At 31.9% G+C, this 16010-nt stretch carries 13 protein-coding genes and 5 tRNA genes; 2 read left to right on the top strand and 16 right to left on the bottom strand.

The window, feature by feature from the left end:
• Nucleotides 1-83: 83 nt before the first annotated feature.
• The 12 genes from rpoC to ACTTBM_RS02185 all read right to left on the bottom strand — a co-directional run bounded on the left by rpoC (nt 84) and on the right by ACTTBM_RS02185 (nt 12677).
• A complete protein-coding gene (gene rpoC / locus ACTTBM_RS02240) occupies nt 84-4256 on the bottom strand; it encodes a DNA-directed RNA polymerase subunit beta' (protein ID WP_440634546.1) in 4173 nt (1390 codons plus the stop codon).
• The gene (gene rpoB / locus ACTTBM_RS02235) at nt 4256-8341 is read right to left on the bottom strand and encodes a DNA-directed RNA polymerase subunit beta (protein WP_440634545.1); all 4086 of its coding nucleotides are present in this window, start codon (nt 8339-8341) and stop codon (nt 4256-4258) included. The genes rpoC and rpoB overlap by 1 nt, the downstream gene beginning before the upstream one ends.
• Before the next feature lie 56 nt (nt 8342-8397).
• Complete coding sequence (gene rplL / locus ACTTBM_RS02230; protein WP_262589092.1) at nt 8398-8763, bottom strand: 50S ribosomal protein L7/L12; 366 nt, start codon at nt 8761-8763, stop codon at nt 8398-8400.
• 6 nt (nt 8764-8769) lie between these two features.
• A complete protein-coding gene (gene rplJ / locus ACTTBM_RS02225) occupies nt 8770-9288 on the bottom strand; it encodes a 50S ribosomal protein L10 (protein WP_428081222.1) in 519 nt (172 codons plus the stop codon).
• 5 nt (nt 9289-9293) lie between these two features.
• Nucleotides 9294-9983, bottom strand: a complete 690-nt coding sequence (gene rplA, locus ACTTBM_RS02220; RefSeq protein WP_440618335.1) for a 50S ribosomal protein L1 — start codon at nt 9981-9983, stop codon at nt 9294-9296.
• Nucleotides 9983-10408: a 50S ribosomal protein L11 gene (rplK, locus tag ACTTBM_RS02215; RefSeq protein ID WP_262589090.1), complete on the bottom strand. Its 426-nt coding sequence runs from the start codon at nt 10406-10408 to the stop codon at nt 9983-9985. The genes rplA and rplK overlap by 1 nt, the downstream gene beginning before the upstream one ends.
• Complete coding sequence (gene nusG, locus ACTTBM_RS02210) at nt 10408-10938, bottom strand: transcription termination/antitermination protein NusG (protein ID WP_262589089.1); 531 nt, start codon at nt 10936-10938, stop codon at nt 10408-10410. The genes rplK and nusG overlap by 1 nt, the downstream gene beginning before the upstream one ends.
• Complete coding sequence (gene secE / locus ACTTBM_RS02205) at nt 10938-11129, bottom strand: preprotein translocase subunit SecE (protein WP_262589088.1); 192 nt, start codon at nt 11127-11129, stop codon at nt 10938-10940. Before secE ends, nusG begins: the two co-directional genes overlap by 1 nt.
• 17 nt (nt 11130-11146) lie before the next feature.
• A tRNA-Trp gene (locus tag ACTTBM_RS02200) sits at nt 11147-11222 on the bottom strand.
• Nucleotides 11223-11232: 10 nt separating this feature from the next.
• Nucleotides 11233-12423 carry an elongation factor Tu gene (tuf, locus tag ACTTBM_RS02195; RefSeq protein WP_440634544.1) on the bottom strand — a complete coding sequence of 397 codons (1191 nt, stop codon included), beginning with the start codon at nt 12421-12423 and terminating at the stop codon, nt 11233-11235.
• A gap of 48 nt (nt 12424-12471) precedes the next feature.
• Nucleotides 12472-12545, bottom strand: a tRNA-Gly gene (locus tag ACTTBM_RS02190).
• Between the two features lie 46 nt (nt 12546-12591).
• A tRNA-Tyr gene (locus ACTTBM_RS02185) sits at nt 12592-12677 on the bottom strand.
• 130 nt (nt 12678-12807) lie between these two features.
• Here ACTTBM_RS02185 and rlmB point away from each other — a divergent pair.
• On the top strand, nt 12808-13551 hold the full coding sequence (gene rlmB / locus ACTTBM_RS02180) for a 23S rRNA (guanosine(2251)-2'-O)-methyltransferase RlmB (RefSeq protein WP_440634543.1): 744 nt from the start codon (nt 12808-12810) through the stop codon (nt 13549-13551).
• A gap of 33 nt (nt 13552-13584) precedes the next feature.
• Nucleotides 13585-13660, top strand: a tRNA-Thr gene (locus ACTTBM_RS02175).
• A gap of 9 nt (nt 13661-13669) precedes the next feature.
• Here the strand turns inward: ACTTBM_RS02175 and ACTTBM_RS02170 are convergent.
• From ACTTBM_RS02170 to ACTTBM_RS02155, 4 genes are all read right to left on the bottom strand, one after another.
• Entirely contained in the window at nt 13670-13807 is a 138-nt protein-coding gene (locus tag ACTTBM_RS02170; protein ID WP_440634542.1) for a hypothetical protein, read from the bottom strand.
• Between the two features lie 5 nt (nt 13808-13812).
• Entirely contained in the window at nt 13813-14583 is a 771-nt protein-coding gene (locus ACTTBM_RS02165) for an NAD kinase (RefSeq protein ID WP_440634541.1), read from the bottom strand.
• A 4-nt stretch (nt 14584-14587) separates the two neighbouring features.
• Nucleotides 14588-14673 (bottom strand) — tRNA-Leu (locus ACTTBM_RS02160).
• 44 nt (nt 14674-14717) lie between these two features.
• Nucleotides 14718-16010: an NAD(P)H-dependent oxidoreductase gene (locus tag ACTTBM_RS02155; protein WP_440634540.1), complete on the bottom strand. Its 1293-nt coding sequence runs from the start codon at nt 16008-16010 to the stop codon at nt 14718-14720.

Below are 16010 nucleotides of genomic sequence, written 5' to 3'. Positions count from 1 at the left end.
ACTACATTCCAACCAAAAACATCGCCAAAATACTTATTAATCAGCTATTGTCAAACTAAAACTGCAATTTTTAGGTGATTTTTTTATTGATTTACTTGTGATTCTTCAGGCTCAGAAGCTTCAAGTCTATCTTGTTCTGCTAAGAAGCTATTATCATCTTCCAAAGCCTTATTGTTCCATCTGTTCTTGATATTACCCGTACCAGCAGGAACTAATCTTCCAACAATTACGTTCTCTTTTAAACCGTTTAATGGATCAACTTTCCCTTTAATTGCAGCATCTGTTAATACTCTTGTTGTCTCTTGGAAAGATGCAGCAGAAATGAATGATTCTGTTTGGAGTGAAGCTTTAGTAATACCCATTAAAACTCTTTCTCCAACTGCAGGACTTTTTCCTTCAGCAACTAATTTTTCATTAGTGTTATCAAACTTGATTCTATCAACCACTTCACCTGGTAAATAACTTGAATCTCCAGATAACTTAACTTCAACTTTCTTAAGCATTTGTCTTAGAATTGTTTCAATATGTTTATCGTTAATTATTACACCTTGTAATCGATATACTTCTTGAACTTGATTAACAAAATATTCTGTTAATTCTTTAATGCCTAAAATTCTTAAAATATCATGCGGTAATGGCTGTCCATCTAAAAGATATTCACCTTTTTGAATTTTTTCACCAGGATTAAAGTTAATGTGTTTTCCTTTTGGAATTAAATAATTTGATGGTTCTGATCCGTCTTCAGGAACAATCGAAATTCTTTGTTTACCTCTAACTTCTTTTCCAAAAACAACACTTCCATCGTTTTCAGCAATAATAGCACTGTCTTTAGCTTTTCTAGCTTCAAAAAGTTCAGCTACTCTTGGAAGACCTCCAGTAATATCTTTGGTTTTCGTTGTTTCTTTAGGCAATCTTGCAATAACATCACCAGCATAAACTTTTTGACCATCTTTGATTGATAAAATTGAATCTGGCACTAAGTAATATCTAGCTTCATTGTCATCTGCTTTTTTAATTACATTTCCTTTTTCATCTCTTAAAGTAATTCTTGGTTTTAAATCTGTACTCTTAGATTGACCTCTCCAATCAATCACAGATTTTGATGAAATACCAGTTGCATCATCAGTAGTTTCTTGAATTGAAACACCATCTATTAAATCAACATAACTTGCAATACCACTCTTTTCAGCAATAACTGGAGTTGTATATGGATCCCACTCACAAATTTTTGTATTTGCTTTAACTTTATCTCCATTATTAAAAAATAATCTTGACCCATAAGCAACTTTATAAACTGCTATTTGAACTCCTTTATCATCCTCAATAGAAAGTTGAGTATTTCTTCCCATAACAATCAAATTCTTTTTAGAATCTTCTAGAATATTTGAGTTAATAATTTTTAATGTTCCATCACTTTTGCTGATAATTTGGTTATCTTGTTTAACCGAAGCTGTTCCCCCAACGTGGAATGTTCTCATCGTTAACTGCGTACCTGGTTCTCCAATTGATTGAGCTGAAATCATACCAATTGCTTCACCCACATGCACCATTTTACCTCTAGATAAATCTCTTCCGTAACAAGTAGCACAAACACCCTCTTTAGAACTACAAGTCATTACTGAATAAACTTTTATAGATTTAACACCTGCTGCATCAATTTTATCACAGCCTGCCTCGTCAATCATTTCAGACTTTTTGATTATTACCTCACCACTTAAAGGATTTTTCACTTCAGCAGCTGTAACTCTACCTAGTGCTCTTTCTGCCAAACTAACAACTACATTACCACCCTCTAAGATCTCTGATAGTTCAATAAAACCTGGTTCTTCACATTTAATTTTTGTTACTGTTAAATCTTGAGCAACATCACATAATCTTCTTGTTAAATAACCAGAGCTTGCTGTTTTAAGCGCGGTATCTGCTAATCCTTTTCTTGCTCCGTGTGTAGAATTAAAATACTCTAAAGCTGTTAAACCTTCTTTAAAGTTAGAGATAATTGGACTCTCAATAATTTCACCTGAAGGTTTTGCAATTAATCCTCTCATACCAGCTAATTGTTTCATTTGCGCTGCTGAACCTCTAGCACCGCTATCAGCCATCATAAATACTGAATTTATTTTTAAACCCTCTTCAGTTTTTTCAGTTGCAGAAATTCTTTTCATCATTTCACCCGCAACTTTATCAGTACATTTGGACCATGCGTCGACAACCTTGTTATACTTCTCGCCTCTTGTAATCAAACCTTCGGCATATTGAGTTTCATAATCTGCAATTAATTTTTTAGTATCATCAATTAATTGAGTTTTATTTTCAGGAATAATTAAATCATCTTTTCCAAATGAAATTCCTGCTTTAAATGCATGTTTAAATCCTAAATCTTTAAGTTTATCACAGAAAATTACTGTCGTTTTCTGACCACAGAATCTGAAAACCACATCAATTATTTCAGAAACAACTTTTTTTGGTAGCAATCTATCAACTAATGAAAATTTAATATTGCTATTTTTTGGTAATAGGTTGGCTAATAAAAATCTTCCTGCTGTTGATTTATATTTTTCAATTTTTTTATTTCCTTGTTCGTCAACAGTTTCATATCTTGAAATAATAGTGCTATGAACGTTAATTTCACCTGAAGATAATGCAAACTCTATTTGATCAGAATTAGTAAAGTATCCAGATGGTTTATCCGATACTGGTTCCTGTGAAAGATAATATATTCCTAAAATCATATCCTGACTTGGAACGATTATAGGTTTACCATTTGAAGGAGATAGAATGTTGTTCGTTGATAGCATTAATATTCTTGCTTCCAACTGAGCTTCTAAACTTAAAGGTACATGAACAGCCATTTGGTCACCATCAAAATCGGCATTAAAAGCTGCACAAGTCAAAGGATGTAGCTCAATTGCATCACCTTCAATTAATTTTGGTTCAAAAGCTTGAACACCAAGTCTATGAAGTGTTGGTGCTCTGTTTAATAAAACAGGGTGTTCTCTTACGATTAACTCTAATGCATCCCATACAGCATTAGTTTCTTTCTCTACTAATTTTTTAGCTTGTTTAATTGTAGATGCTAAACCTAATTTGTTTAATCTTGCGTATAAAAATGGTTTAAATAACTCCAAAGCCATTTTTTTTGGTAATCCACACTCATGCAATTTTAAGTCTGGTCCGACAACAATTACTGATCTTCCAGAGTAATCTACCCTTTTTCCTAATAAGTTTTGTCTAAATCTACCCTGCTTACCTTTAAGCATTTCTGCAAGAGATTTAAGTGGTCTTTTACCTGTTCCAGTAATAACACGACCTCTTCTTCCATTGTCGAAAAGAGCATCAACAGATTCTTGAAGCATTCTTTTTTCATTTCTAACAATGATGTCTGGAGCTTTAAGATCCATTAATCTTTTTAATCTATTATTTCTGTTAATAACTCTTCTATACAGGTCGTTAAGATCTGAAGTAGCAAATCTACCACCGTCTAGCGGAACCAAAGGTCTTAATTCGGGTGGAATAACTGGAACTACAGTCATAATCATCCACTCTGGTTTTTGACCAGTTTCGATAAAAGACTCTATTAATTTTAATCTCTTAATTGCTCTTTCTTCATTAACTTTAGATTTAGTCTCTTTAATAAAGCTAACAAGATTTTTTCTTTCTAATTCTAAGTCAAGATTTTTTAACATCTCAAGAACAGCTTCAGCTCCAATACCTGCAGTAAAGCTTTCCTCTCCAAATTCATCCTGATATTTTGCTAACTCTTCCTCATTTAAAAGTTGGTTTTTTTGTAATCCAGTAAGTCCTGGTTCGATTACAATAAAGTTTTCAAAATAAAGAACTCTCTCAATTTCTTTCAACTTCATGTCTACAGCAAGTGCAATTCTACTTGGTAATGATTTTAAAAACCAAATGTGTGCCACAGGAGTTGCAAGATTAATGTGACCCATTCTCTCTCTTCTTACATTAGATTTTGTTACCTCAACGCCACATTTTTCACAAATAATACCTCTAAACTTCATTCGTTTATACTTTCCGCATAAACATTCATAATCTTTGATTGGTCCAAAAATTCTTGCACAGAACAGACCATCTTTCTCTGGTCTAAATGTTCTATAATTTATAGTTTCAGGTTTTTTAATTTCACCGAATGTCCAAGATTTAATTTTCTCAGGGCTAGCTAGAGAAATTTTAATACTATTAAAATTTTGCGCTTCTGAAATTTCGCTTCCTTTAAATAAATCAGTTAATTCTTTTTTCATTAATTAAGCTCCACGTTTAATGCTAATGATTTAATTTCTTTAACTAAGACGTTAAATGACTCTGGAATACCAGATTCGAAATTCTCTTCACCTTTAACTATAGTTTCGTAAACTTTAACTCTTCCAGCAACATCATCTGATTTTACAGTCAAAATTTCTTGTAAAGTATAAGAAGCTCCGTAAGCTTCAAGAGCCCATACTTCCATTTCTCCAAATCTTTGACCACCTAATTGTGCTTTACCGCCAAGAGGTTGTTGTGTAACCAAACTGTAAGGACCTGTAGATCTTGCATGAATTTTATCTTCAACTAAGTGGTGTAGTTTCAACATATAAATTATTCCAACTGTAACTGGTCTGTCAAATTTTTCTCCAGTTCTTCCATCCCATAAATAAGTTTGTCCAGATCCTGGTAAGTTCGCTAACTCTAACATGTCAGTTACATTTTTCTCTTTAGCGCCATCAAAAACAGGAGTGGATATTGCAATACCATTTTGTAAATTTTCACACAGGTCCTTAAATTCATTCTTGCTTAATTTGTCTACTTTTTCATTGAAAGTATCTTCTCCATAAACAGATTTTAAAAATTTTTCTATTTTTTCGGTTCTTTCGATTTTTTTGTTATTTTCGTTAACTAAATTTTTAATCTGTTCACCAAATTCTTTACATGCCCAACCTAGGTGAGTTTCTAAAATTTGACCTACATTCATCCTACTTGGAACACCTAGAGGATTTAAAACAATATCAACTGGTCTACCATCTTCTCTATATGGCATATCTTCAACTGGTACTATTTTACTAACAACACCCTTATTACCATGTCTGCCTGACATTTTATCACCTGGTCTTAATCTTCTCTTAATAGCTACAAAAACTTTTACCATTTTCATAACACTTGGTAACAAATCATCACCACTTCTAATTTTTAAAACTTTATCTTCAAATCTTTCTGTAATGTCTTGTTTTGCTTTGTTGTATTGATCTTTAAGTTGTGCCAAAGTCGCTTCATCATTTACATTTCCAACTGTTATTTTAAATACATCATTTATAGAAAGATTATTAATTGCATCAAAATCAAGTTTTGTTCCTTCAGATAAATCTTTTACTTTTTTAGTTAATGATGATCCTGATAAAATTTGTGAAGCTCTTTGTTTAATGCTTCTCTCTAAAATTTCTTCCTCTACTAATTTATCTTGTTGAACTTGTTCAATTTCAGCTCTTTCAATAGTTATTGATCTTTCGTCTTTTTCAATACCATGTCTGTTAAATACTCTTACATCAACAACTGTACCACTAGCACCTCGTGACATTCTCAAAGATGTATCAGTTACATCAATAGCTTTTTCTCCAAAGATTGATCTTAATAGTTTTTCTTCTGGTCCTGACGCTGAATCACCTTTTGGTGTAACTTTTCCAACTAAAATATCTCCAGCGTTTACTTCAGCTCCAATGTAAACTATTCCTGACTCATCAAGATTTTTTAAAGCTTCTTCGTTAACATTAGGAATATCTCTGGTAATTTCTTCTTCTCCAAGTTTTGTGTCTCTAGCCATTATTTCATATTCTTCAATATGTACTGAAGTAAACACATCGTCAGTTACACATCTTTCTGAAATCAAAATTGAGTCTTCAAAGTTGTAACCTTGCCATGGCATAAATGCTACTGTTACATTTTTTCCAAGTGCTAATTCACCTAATTTTGTTGATGGACCGTCTGCAATAATATCACCAGATTTAACTTTATCACCAACTCTAACAAGTGGTCTTTGATTAATACATGTATTTTGATTTGATCTTTTAAATTTTTGTAAGTTATAAATATCTACACCTGATTCACTAAAATCAGTTTCTTCTGTTACTTTAATAACAATTCTCTTACCATCAATTTTATCAACAACTCCGTCTCTCTTAGCAACAATCGTTACACCAGAGTCTAAAGCCACATCACTTTCAATTCCAGTACCAACCAATGGTGATTCTGGTTTTAAAAGAGGAACTGCTTGCCTCATCATGTTAGAACCCATTAGAGCTCTGTTAGCATCATCATTTTCCAAGAAAGGTATTAAAGATGCTGCAACAGAAACAAGTTGTTTTGGTGAAACGTCGATATAATCAATTGCATCTGGTTTTGATAAAAGGAAGTTTAAATTTTGTCTGCAAGAAACAAGTTCCTCAACTATCTTTCCATTTTTATCTAGCTTTGTATTTGCTTGAGCAATTGTAAATTTAGTTTCTTCCATTGCAGATAAATACTCAACCTTATCTTGCACAACTCCATCTTTTACCTTTTTATATGGGCTTTCAATAAAGCCATATTTATTTATTTTTGCATAAGTTGATAAACTATTTATCAAGCCAATGTTTGGTCCTTCTGGTGTTTCAATTGGACAAATTCTTCCATAATGAGTTGGGTGAACGTCTCGAACTTCAAATCCTGCTCTTTCTCTTGTTAGTCCACCTGGTCCAAGTGCAGAAACTCTTCTTTTATGTGTAATTTCTGATAATGGGTTCGTTTGATCCATAAACTGCGAAAGTTGAGAACTAGCAAAAAAATCTTTCAATGAAACAGTTAGTGGTTTTGCGTTAATTAAATCCTGAGGCATCGCAGACTCAACATCTAAAGTAGTCATTTTTTCTTTGATAGCCCTTTCCATTCTGTAAACACCAATTCTAGCTTGGTTTTCAACTAATTCACCTACAGAACGTACTCTTCTATTTCCTAAATGATCAATATCATCAACATCATCCTTACCATCTCGCAAATCTAACATTTTGTGAATAATTGCAATTATATCATCATTTCTTAAGATCGTAATTTTATCAGAGCACTCTTGGTTTAGTCTTGAATTCATTTTTACTCTACCAACATCAGATAGATCGTATCTGTCTGAGCTAAAGAAAAGATTATTAAATATTTGAGTGGCTATCTCTATTGTTGGAGGTTCACCAGGTCTTAGCATTTTATATATTTCAGTTATAGCTTCGTCTTTAGAGTTATTTTTATCTGCTAAAACAGTTGTTAATAAATAAGGTCCTTTATTTATGGAATTTGTTACCGATATTTGTAAAGAGTGAATATTTGCATCCAGTATTTGTTGAATAATTGTATCATTTAGTTCAGTACCAATTTTAAAAGTACCTTCTTCTTCATCACTTACTTTAACATCTCTATGTAAGAATTTTCCAAAAAGAGATTCTCTTGAAACTAAAATATCTTTAAGCCCATCGTTAGCTAATTTTTTAGCATTTAAAAAATTTATTTTATCACCTAATTTTATTACTACTTCACCAGTTTTTGCATCAATTACTTCTTCTGAAAAGTTTTTAGCTTTATAATTCTCAGGGTTAAATTTAGTTTTCCATTTTTCTGTCTTAGGATCGAAAGTATATTGCTCACTATCATAAAACTCATCAACAATTTCTGATTTGGAAAAACCTAAAGCTAAAAGTAATGTTGAAGCAAATATTTTCTTTTTTCTATCAATTTTAAAATATAAAAAATCTTTAACATCATATTCAAAATCTAACCAAGATCCCCTGTTAGGTATTACTCTGCAATTAAATAATAATTTTCCACTTGCGTGGGTTTTTCCTTTGTCATGATCAAAAAAAACACCTGGGCTTCTATGCATTTGGTTTACAACAACACGTTGAACACCATTGGTAATAAACGTTCCACTATTAGTCATCATAGGAACTTCACCCATATAAACTTCTTGTTCTTTTGCTGATAAAATATCTTTAGTATTGTTCTCTTGATCTATTTCGTAAACAACTAATCTTAAAGTACATTTAAGAGCTGAAGAATAAGTTAAACCTCTTGTTATACATTCTTCAACATCAAATTTAGGTTTTTCTAACCTGTATGAAACATATTCAAGAGTTGCTTTGTCATTTAAATCTTCAATTGGAAAAATACTTTTAAAAACTCTATCAAAACCTTTTGTTAATTCTGTATCAGCATAGAATTCAGTTAATTCTTTGTAAGAATTTTTTTGAACTTCAATAAGATTTGGAATTGATAAGCTTTCTTTAAGTTTACCAAAACTTTTTCTAATGTTTTTCTTTTCAGTAAAAGATAATTGCATCTATATTTATTAATACTGATTAAAAATAATCAGTATTTGAATTCTTTCTAATTAATTTATTTAAGTTCTACTTTTGCGCCAGCAGCTTCTAACTTAGCTTTGATCTCTTCGGCATCTTTTTTGTTAACACCTGATTTAACTTCTTTTGGTGCTCCCTCTACAAGATCTTTTGCTTCTTTTAAACCTAATGAAGTAGCTGCTCTTACTTCTTTAATAACATTAATTTTTTTATCACCTGCAGAAACTAGCATGATAGTGAAATCATCCTTTTCTTCTGCTGGAGCTGCACCACCTGCTGCTGCTGGAGCTGCTGCTGCCATTGGAGTTACACCCCACTTTTCTTCTAACTGTTTTGAAAGTTCGGCTGCTTCAGCTACAGTCAAACTTGATAAGTCTTCAATAATTTTATTTAGGTCAGGCATATTTTTCTACTCTTTGGGTTGTGTTTCAGAATTTTCTGCGGACAAACTACTCATTTTTTCCGAATGTGCAAGCAAAATACTAATTAATTTTGATGCTGGAGCGTTTAAAATACCTACAATATTAGCTCTTGCTTCATCTAGTGTAGGTAAACTAGCAACATTTTGGACACCGGCCTGATCCAGGACCTCATCATCCATTATTCCGCCAATTAATTTAAGATTCTCATTATCTTTAGCAAATTTAGATAATATTCTTGCAGACATTATTGCATCTTCACCAAATGCAACTGCCGTTGGACCTGTGAAAAGATTAGATAAATCTTTACACTTAGTTTTTTCCAATGCTAATTTTGTAATTCTGTTTTTAGTGATCTTAAAGACGATACCATGCTCTCTCATTTTTGCTCTTAAATCATCTAACTGAGTCATTGTTAAGCCTTGATAGTGTGTAACCATTACGGCTTTACTACTCTCAAATTTAGAAGTCATTTCTTCAATATAATTTTTCTTTTGCTCTTTGTTCATCATAACTATATCGATTTTCCTAATTTAACTTTGTAAGAAACACCCATTGTAGAAGTTGCAAACACACCTTTTATCAAATCTCCTTTAAGAGTGTTGTTAGACTTTTCCTTTTCTAGTGCATCTATTATTGCATTGTAATTTTTTAATAATTGATCATCACTGAATGATTTTTTTCCAATACTTACACCAATGTTTCCATCTTTATCATTTCTAATTTCAACTTGTCCTGATTTTGCATCAGTAACTGCTTGTTTAATATTTTCAGATACTGAACCAAGTTTTGGATTTGGCATTAATCCTTTTGGACCTAAAACTTTTCCTAATTTTGAAAGTTTAATCATCATTCCTGGTGTGCAAATCAATTTTTCAAAGTTTAAATCTCCACCTTTGATTTGTTCAACAAATTCATCTCCACCAACAATATCAGCACCCGCATCTTTTGCCTCTTGTGCTTTGTTATCTTCACAAACAACAGCAACTTTTACTTTTTTACCAGTTCCTCCTGGAAGATTTACTACAGTTCTAATGTTGACTTCACTTTTCTTTTGTTTGTTATTTATTTGAAAACTTAAATCTAAAGATTCATCAAATTTTGTTGTGCAGTTTTTTTTAAGCTCGGGTAATAATTTTTCAATAGACTCTGCATTTAAGTCTTTAGTTTTTTCAGGTAATTTTTTATATCTTTTTGAAGCCATTATTCTTTTACCTCTATACCCATTGATCTAGCTGAACCTGCAATAATTTTTACTGCTTCATTTATATCGTGAGCATTTAAATCATTCATTTTTTCTTTAGCAATATCTTCTAGTTGTTTTTTTGAAATTGAAGCTACAATATTTCTTCCTGGCTCTTTTGATCCACCTTTTAATTTAACAGCTTCTTTAATATAAAAAGATGCTGGTGGTGATTTAATTTTAAAATCAAATTTTTTATCTTTATAAACAGTAATTTCAACTGGAACAGGTTTTCCAGCCATAGATTTTGTTTTGTCATTAAATGCTTTACAAAACTCCATTATATTAACGCCACGTTGACCTAAAGCAGGACCAACGGGAGGAGCAGGATTAGCTTGTCCACCTTTAATTTGTAATTTTATAAATCCACTAATTTCTTTTGCCATTAACTTACTTTCTCAACTTGGTTATATTCTAAATCTACCGGTGTTGGACGACCAAATATAGAAACTGACACCTTAAGTCTAGCTTTTTCTTCATCAATTTCTTCAATCATTCCATTAAATGACGCAAATGGACCATCAACAACCTGAACTTTTTCACCAACGCTGTAATCTATACCAGATTTTGGCTGAGCCACACCATCTTTAATTTGGCCTAAAATCTTCTCGACTTCCTTATCAGAAACAGGTACTGGGATACCTTTTGATCCAAGGAAGCCACTAACTCTCTTTATTCCTTTGATCATATGATAAATATTGTTATCCATTTCACTCTTTATTAGTACGTATCCAGGAAAATATTTTTTTTTTCTTTGAATTCTCTTTCCTCTTTTAACCTCTGTAACATCGTGAGTTGGAACTATAATTTCTTCGAATTTCTCACTTATTTTAGCTTTATCTGCTTCTTCCTTAATTAATGAAGCAACTTTATTTTCAAAACTGGAGTGTGATTGAACAATGTACCAATTTTTCATTAAATACTCACCTTTAACAACAATTCTAAGAAGAATTTAAGAACCTGATCCAATAAAAGAAAAAATAAAGACATTACAACCGCCATAACAAATACCATTAAAGCACCTTGCAAAGTTTCTTTCCAAGTAGGCCAAGTAACTTTGAAAGCCTCTTGTTTTACTTCCTGAATAAATTTAATCGGGTTCTTCATAATTCTTTAGCTCAAATTGGCAGGAGCGGAGGGACTCGAACCCTCAGCCTCCGGTTTTGGAGACCGGCGCTCTACCAATTGAGCTACACTCCTATTTATAGAGTTACTCTATAATTTTAGTTACTACTCCTGCTCCAACAGTTCTACCACCTTCTCTAATAGCAAAGTTTAATTTTTCTGCCATTGCAATAGGTGTTATCAGTTTAACAGTGAATTTAGCATCATCACCTGGCATAACCATTTCAGTACCTGCTGGTAATTCTACTTCTCCTGTAACGTCTGTTGTTCTAAAATAAAACTGTGGTCTATATTTTGTAAAGAAAGGAGTATGTCTTCCACCCTCGTCTTTTTTAAGAATATAGGCTTGAGCTTCAAATTTAGTATGAGGAGTTATTGATCCAGGCTTACAAAGAACTTGACCTCTTTCAATGTCAGTTCTTTCAATACCTCTCAATAAAATTCCTACGTTATCACCAGCTTCACCTGAGTCTAAAAGTTTTCTAAACATTTCTACTCCAGTACAAACTGATTTTTTTGTTTCTTTAATTCCAACGATTTCAACTTCCTCACCAGTTTTAATTACACCAGATTCTACTCTTCCAGTTGCAACTGTTCCTCTTCCTGAAATTGAAAATACGTCCTCAACTGGCATCAAGAATGGTTTGTCAACTTCTCTAGCTGGTTGCGGGATATGTTCATCAACAGCTTTCATTAATTCTAAAATTGAATTTTTTCCAATTTCATCATCTCTTTTTTCAACTGCTGCCAAAGCCGAACCTTTAACGATTGGAGTTGTTTCTCCAGGATATTTGTATGAAGTTAAAAGTTCTCTAATTTCTTCTTCTACAAGTTCAATCATATCTTTATCATCAACTTGGTCTACTTTATTTAAGTAAACAACAATTGCTGGAATACCAACTTGTCTTCCTAAAAGAATATGTTCTCTTGTTTGTGGCATAGGACCATCAGCTGCATTAACAACTAATATTGCTCCATCCATTTGTGCTGCACCAGTAATCATATTTTTTACATAGTCAGCGTGACCAGGACAGTCTACGTGAGCATAGTGTCTTTTTTCAGTTTCATATTCAACGTGTGCTGTTGAAATTGTAATTCCTCTTTCTTTTTCCTCTGGAGCTTTATCGATTTGATCGTATGCTACAGCTGTTCCACCACCAGCTTCAGCTAATACATTTGTTATAGCTGCAGTAAGAGTTGTTTTACCATGGTCGACATGACCAATAGTCCCAATGTTACAGTGGGGTTTACTTCGTACGAATTTTTCTTTTGACATTTCTTTTTAACCTCAGTTTTTTTTTTTTTGTTTCTTACTTTAATTTCTTGGAGCGGGTAAAGGGAATCGAACCCTTACATCCAGCTTGGAAGGCTAGCGTTCTACCATTGAACTACACCCGCACAACCCCAAGAGTAACACTCCATTGTTATTTAAAATTATATTAAATGGTGGAGGGGGAAAGATTCGAACTTTCGAAGACCGAAGTCAACGGGTTTACAGCCCGCCCCATTTGACCGCTCTGGAACCCCTCCTTTGGGGAAGTGTCCCCTTGTTCAATATAGCTTCAAATAACATGCGTTTTATATATTTTATTTATCCAAATGCAACACGTGATTTATTAAGAAAAACTATTAAAAAACGTGTAAAACACATCATAATTTTATGAATAAATCATCTTTTTTTATTGTTGGTCAACATGCGGTAATGGAAGCATTACGTAATCCAAATAGGAAAGTTTTAAGAGTGTTTTTAACAGAGGATGCTAAAAAAAATATTCATAGAAAAAATCCAAATAAAAATCTTCTTGAAGAGGTAAAAGTCTATTTTAAATCAAAAAAAGAGTTAGACAAATACTCATCAAAAGAACAATTAATGCATAATGGATATGTTGCTGAAATTGAACATTTAGATCAACCGGAATTAAAAGAATTTATTAAAGAAAAAAATAATTTAACCTTTGTATGTTTGGATGAAGTTACTGATCCAAGAAATATAGGTTCACTTATCAGAAGTGCAGCATCTTTTAATATTGATGGTGTCATAATTAAAGAGAGACATTTTCCAAAGGATAGTAAGCTAATGTATAAATCAGCGAGTGGGTGTATGGAGCATGTAAATATTTTTGAAGTTTCGAATATTAATTCTACCTTAAAAAATTTAAGAGAAAAAAATTTTTGGGTTTATGGTTTTGATTCAAAAGGTCAAAAAGATTTTACTGATGTCAAATGGGAGGGAAATAATATTTTACTTTTTGGATCAGAAGGGTTTGGAATGAGGCAACATACTGGAAAATATGCAGACTTTTTTGTCAAAATTGACATCAATGAAGAAATAGAAAGTTTGAATATATCAAATAGTGCAGCAATAGTGTTTCATCATTTAAGTTATTTAAAAAAAAAGAGTTGATTATTTAACAAATAATTAATAATTATTGCGCATGCCCTTGTAGCTCAGTTGGTAGAGCAATTGATTTGTAATCAATAGGTCCGCGGTTCGAATCCGTGCGGGGGCACCACTTTTTTCTTTACCAAGCAGTTAACTTCAAACACTTATCAAAATTCTCGATACGAACATAACAACCAAAGAATGACATTAATTTAAATGCAAAAAATCCTGCAAATAAAACTAAAGCAACTACTATAATTGGATTAAATTTATTCATTAAATCTAATTTGTTTCTTTTCTTATTTGTTCAATTTTAATTTTTTTTTGTAAACTTCTATTTTTATCATAGAGAAGATTAAACTTAATTTTATTATTTATTTTAACAGTAATAGATTTCGCATTTCTTACTTCCAAATTATCTGCAACTGCACTAATGGGTCTCTTCGATGGATTTAGATTTGTGATAACAATTTTAGATTTATCATTAACTATTTTACCTTTCCACCTTCTTGGTCTAAATGCGCTAATTGGAGATATGGATAATTTTTTTGAATGAAGACTTAATATAGGTCCATGAACAGATAAATTGTAAGCAGTGCTTCCAGCAGGTGTAGACACCAAAACTCCATCAGAAACTAATTTTTTTATAATTTGTCTAGAACCTTGTTTAATTGATAACGATGCTGCTTGCCTGCTCTGTCTTAATACAGAAACTTCATTAATAGCTATAGATTTTTTGATTTGATTATTTTTATTTCTTACAATCATTTCTAAAGGAGAAATTGAAACCATATTTGCTTTGGAAAGGTTTTTTATAATATCTTTTGAGGAAAATTTATTCATTAGAAAACCGTAGTTTCCAGAGTTAATCCCATAGAAACATTTATTAGAATTTTTGTTTCTTTTAAGTGTTTGGAGCATAAAACCATCTCCTCCTATAACAATAGTTAAATTTTTGTTTTGAAAATTATTAGAACTAATTTTTTTTAATAAAATATTTTTTATACTTAAGGATTTCTTATTTTTATCAGAAATAATTTGTAGTTTGTTCATTTAATGGTGCCCTCGGCCAGACTCGAACTGGCACTCCGCAAGCGGCAAGGATTTTAAGTCCTTTGTGTCTACCAATTTCACCACGAGGGCATTAATGAATTTCACTGTTATATCCACAATTATTTATAACTCAACTATATTAAATTGTATTGGTAATCTCTAGCTTCTATTACCTCTTTTGGTAAATTAAGCTCAACGTCACTAATTTTTATTATTTCATCTTTACTGATATTTTTTTTCAATATTGCATTATCGGTCAAACCAAGTGGTAAAATCATTTCATTTTTCGAATTTTGAGATGTAATTAATTTACCTCTTGCACAAAACCCTCCTTCTCCGTCGAGCTTTTCACCAACTTTTAAATCTTTTTTTGCAACACTTGCAACATCTGCATTATATTTCTTCGTATAACCTGTTGCTCTATTATCAAGCGCTATAGAATATATGGACTGAGCAAGTTCTAAACCAATATAATGATAAGGTCTCCATATTGATGAATAGTTTCCAGATGAATCTGTAACCATACCATAATCTTTAAAACAATTTTTTACATATTCATTTTGAGCTTTAATGACAATGTATACGCCCCACCTCAAGTCATTAGGAATATCTTTTTTATTTAAATCAATACTTGAAATAACTTCAACTTGACCTTCAAAATCAATTAATCCACCATCTTTTTTTGGTATTAATTTTTTTGCAATATCATAAACCCCAACTGGAGGAAAAGTTAATCCGTTAGAAGGACATTTAAGATTAGCAGCATTGCTTACTGCACACATTTCAATTGCAGATTTATCACCACATAAAAAACTATTAAACATTTTAGGGTTCATTCCTGACTCATCCTCTGCTCTTTCTTTAGTTAAGCCATAATGACCCCAAACTGTATCAGGTGTAGAATACTCAAAACTTGGATGATATTTTGTTCCTTTTCCAGCACAAATAACTTCAAAACCATTAAGTCTAGCCCATTCAATTTGTTCTAGAATTAACGAAGGTTGATCACCATAAGCCATCGAACAAATAACTCCATTTTCTTTAGCTAAATCTGATAAATATTTTCCACATGTGATATCCGCTTCTACATTCACTAAAATCAAATGTTTCTTTTCTTTTAAAATCTTTGTTGCATGGACAGTACCTACAATTGGGTTTCCTGTTGCTTCAATAAAGATATCAATATTTCTATCAATAATTTGATCAAGAGAAGTTGAAAAATTAATTTTAGATACCTCTTCTTCACTTACTCCACTTTTTAAACAATTTTTTTTTGCTTGATCAATGTTGAGGTCAACTATGCTATCAATTTTAATTTTATTTAAGTTAGAATATTGAGATAAAAACATACTTACAAATTTTCCACATCCAATAAAAGAAACTCTTATTGGATGTTTTCGATCCTCTAATTTTGTGTGTAAAAACAT

It is taken from the genome of Candidatus Pelagibacter sp. HIMB1746 (assembly GCF_052047555.1).
In the GTDB taxonomy this organism is placed as follows: domain Bacteria; phylum Pseudomonadota; class Alphaproteobacteria; order Pelagibacterales; family Pelagibacteraceae; genus Pelagibacter.
Note: the sequence above shows the minus strand (reverse complement) of the source record. Positions and strands in the feature narration are given on the sequence as shown.

Coding starts and splice junctions, on each gene's coding strand:
- rpoC (WP_440634546.1), bottom strand. CDS start 4,256: ATGAAAAAAGAATTAACTGATTTATTTAAAGGAAGCGAAATTTCAGAA.
- rpoB (WP_440634545.1), bottom strand. CDS start 8,341: ATGCAATTATCTTTTACTGAAAAGAAAAACATTAGAAAAAGTTTTGGT.
- rplL (WP_262589092.1), bottom strand. CDS start 8,763: ATGCCTGACCTAAATAAAATTATTGAAGACTTATCAAGTTTGACTGTA.
- rplJ (WP_428081222.1), bottom strand. CDS start 9,288: ATGAACAAAGAGCAAAAGAAAAATTATATTGAAGAAATGACTTCTAAA.
- rplA (WP_440618335.1), bottom strand. CDS start 9,983: ATGGCTTCAAAAAGATATAAAAAATTACCTGAAAAAACTAAAGACTTA.
- rplK (WP_262589090.1), bottom strand. CDS start 10,408: ATGGCAAAAGAAATTAGTGGATTTATAAAATTACAAATTAAAGGTGGA.
- nusG (WP_262589089.1), bottom strand. CDS start 10,938: ATGAAAAATTGGTACATTGTTCAATCACACTCCAGTTTTGAAAATAAA.
- secE (WP_262589088.1), bottom strand. CDS start 11,129: ATGAAGAACCCGATTAAATTTATTCAGGAAGTAAAACAAGAGGCTTTC.
- tuf (WP_440634544.1), bottom strand. CDS start 12,423: ATGTCAAAAGAAAAATTCGTACGAAGTAAACCCCACTGTAACATTGGG.
- rlmB (WP_440634543.1), top strand. CDS start 12,808: ATGAATAAATCATCTTTTTTTATTGTTGGTCAACATGCGGTAATGGAA.
- ACTTBM_RS02170 (WP_440634542.1), bottom strand. CDS start 13,807: ATGAATAAATTTAATCCAATTATAGTAGTTGCTTTAGTTTTATTTGCA.
- ACTTBM_RS02165 (WP_440634541.1), bottom strand. CDS start 14,583: ATGAACAAACTACAAATTATTTCTGATAAAAATAAGAAATCCTTAAGT.
- ACTTBM_RS02155 (WP_440634540.1), bottom strand. CDS start 16,010: ATGTTTTTACACACAAAATTAGAGGATCGAAAACATCCAATAAGAGTT.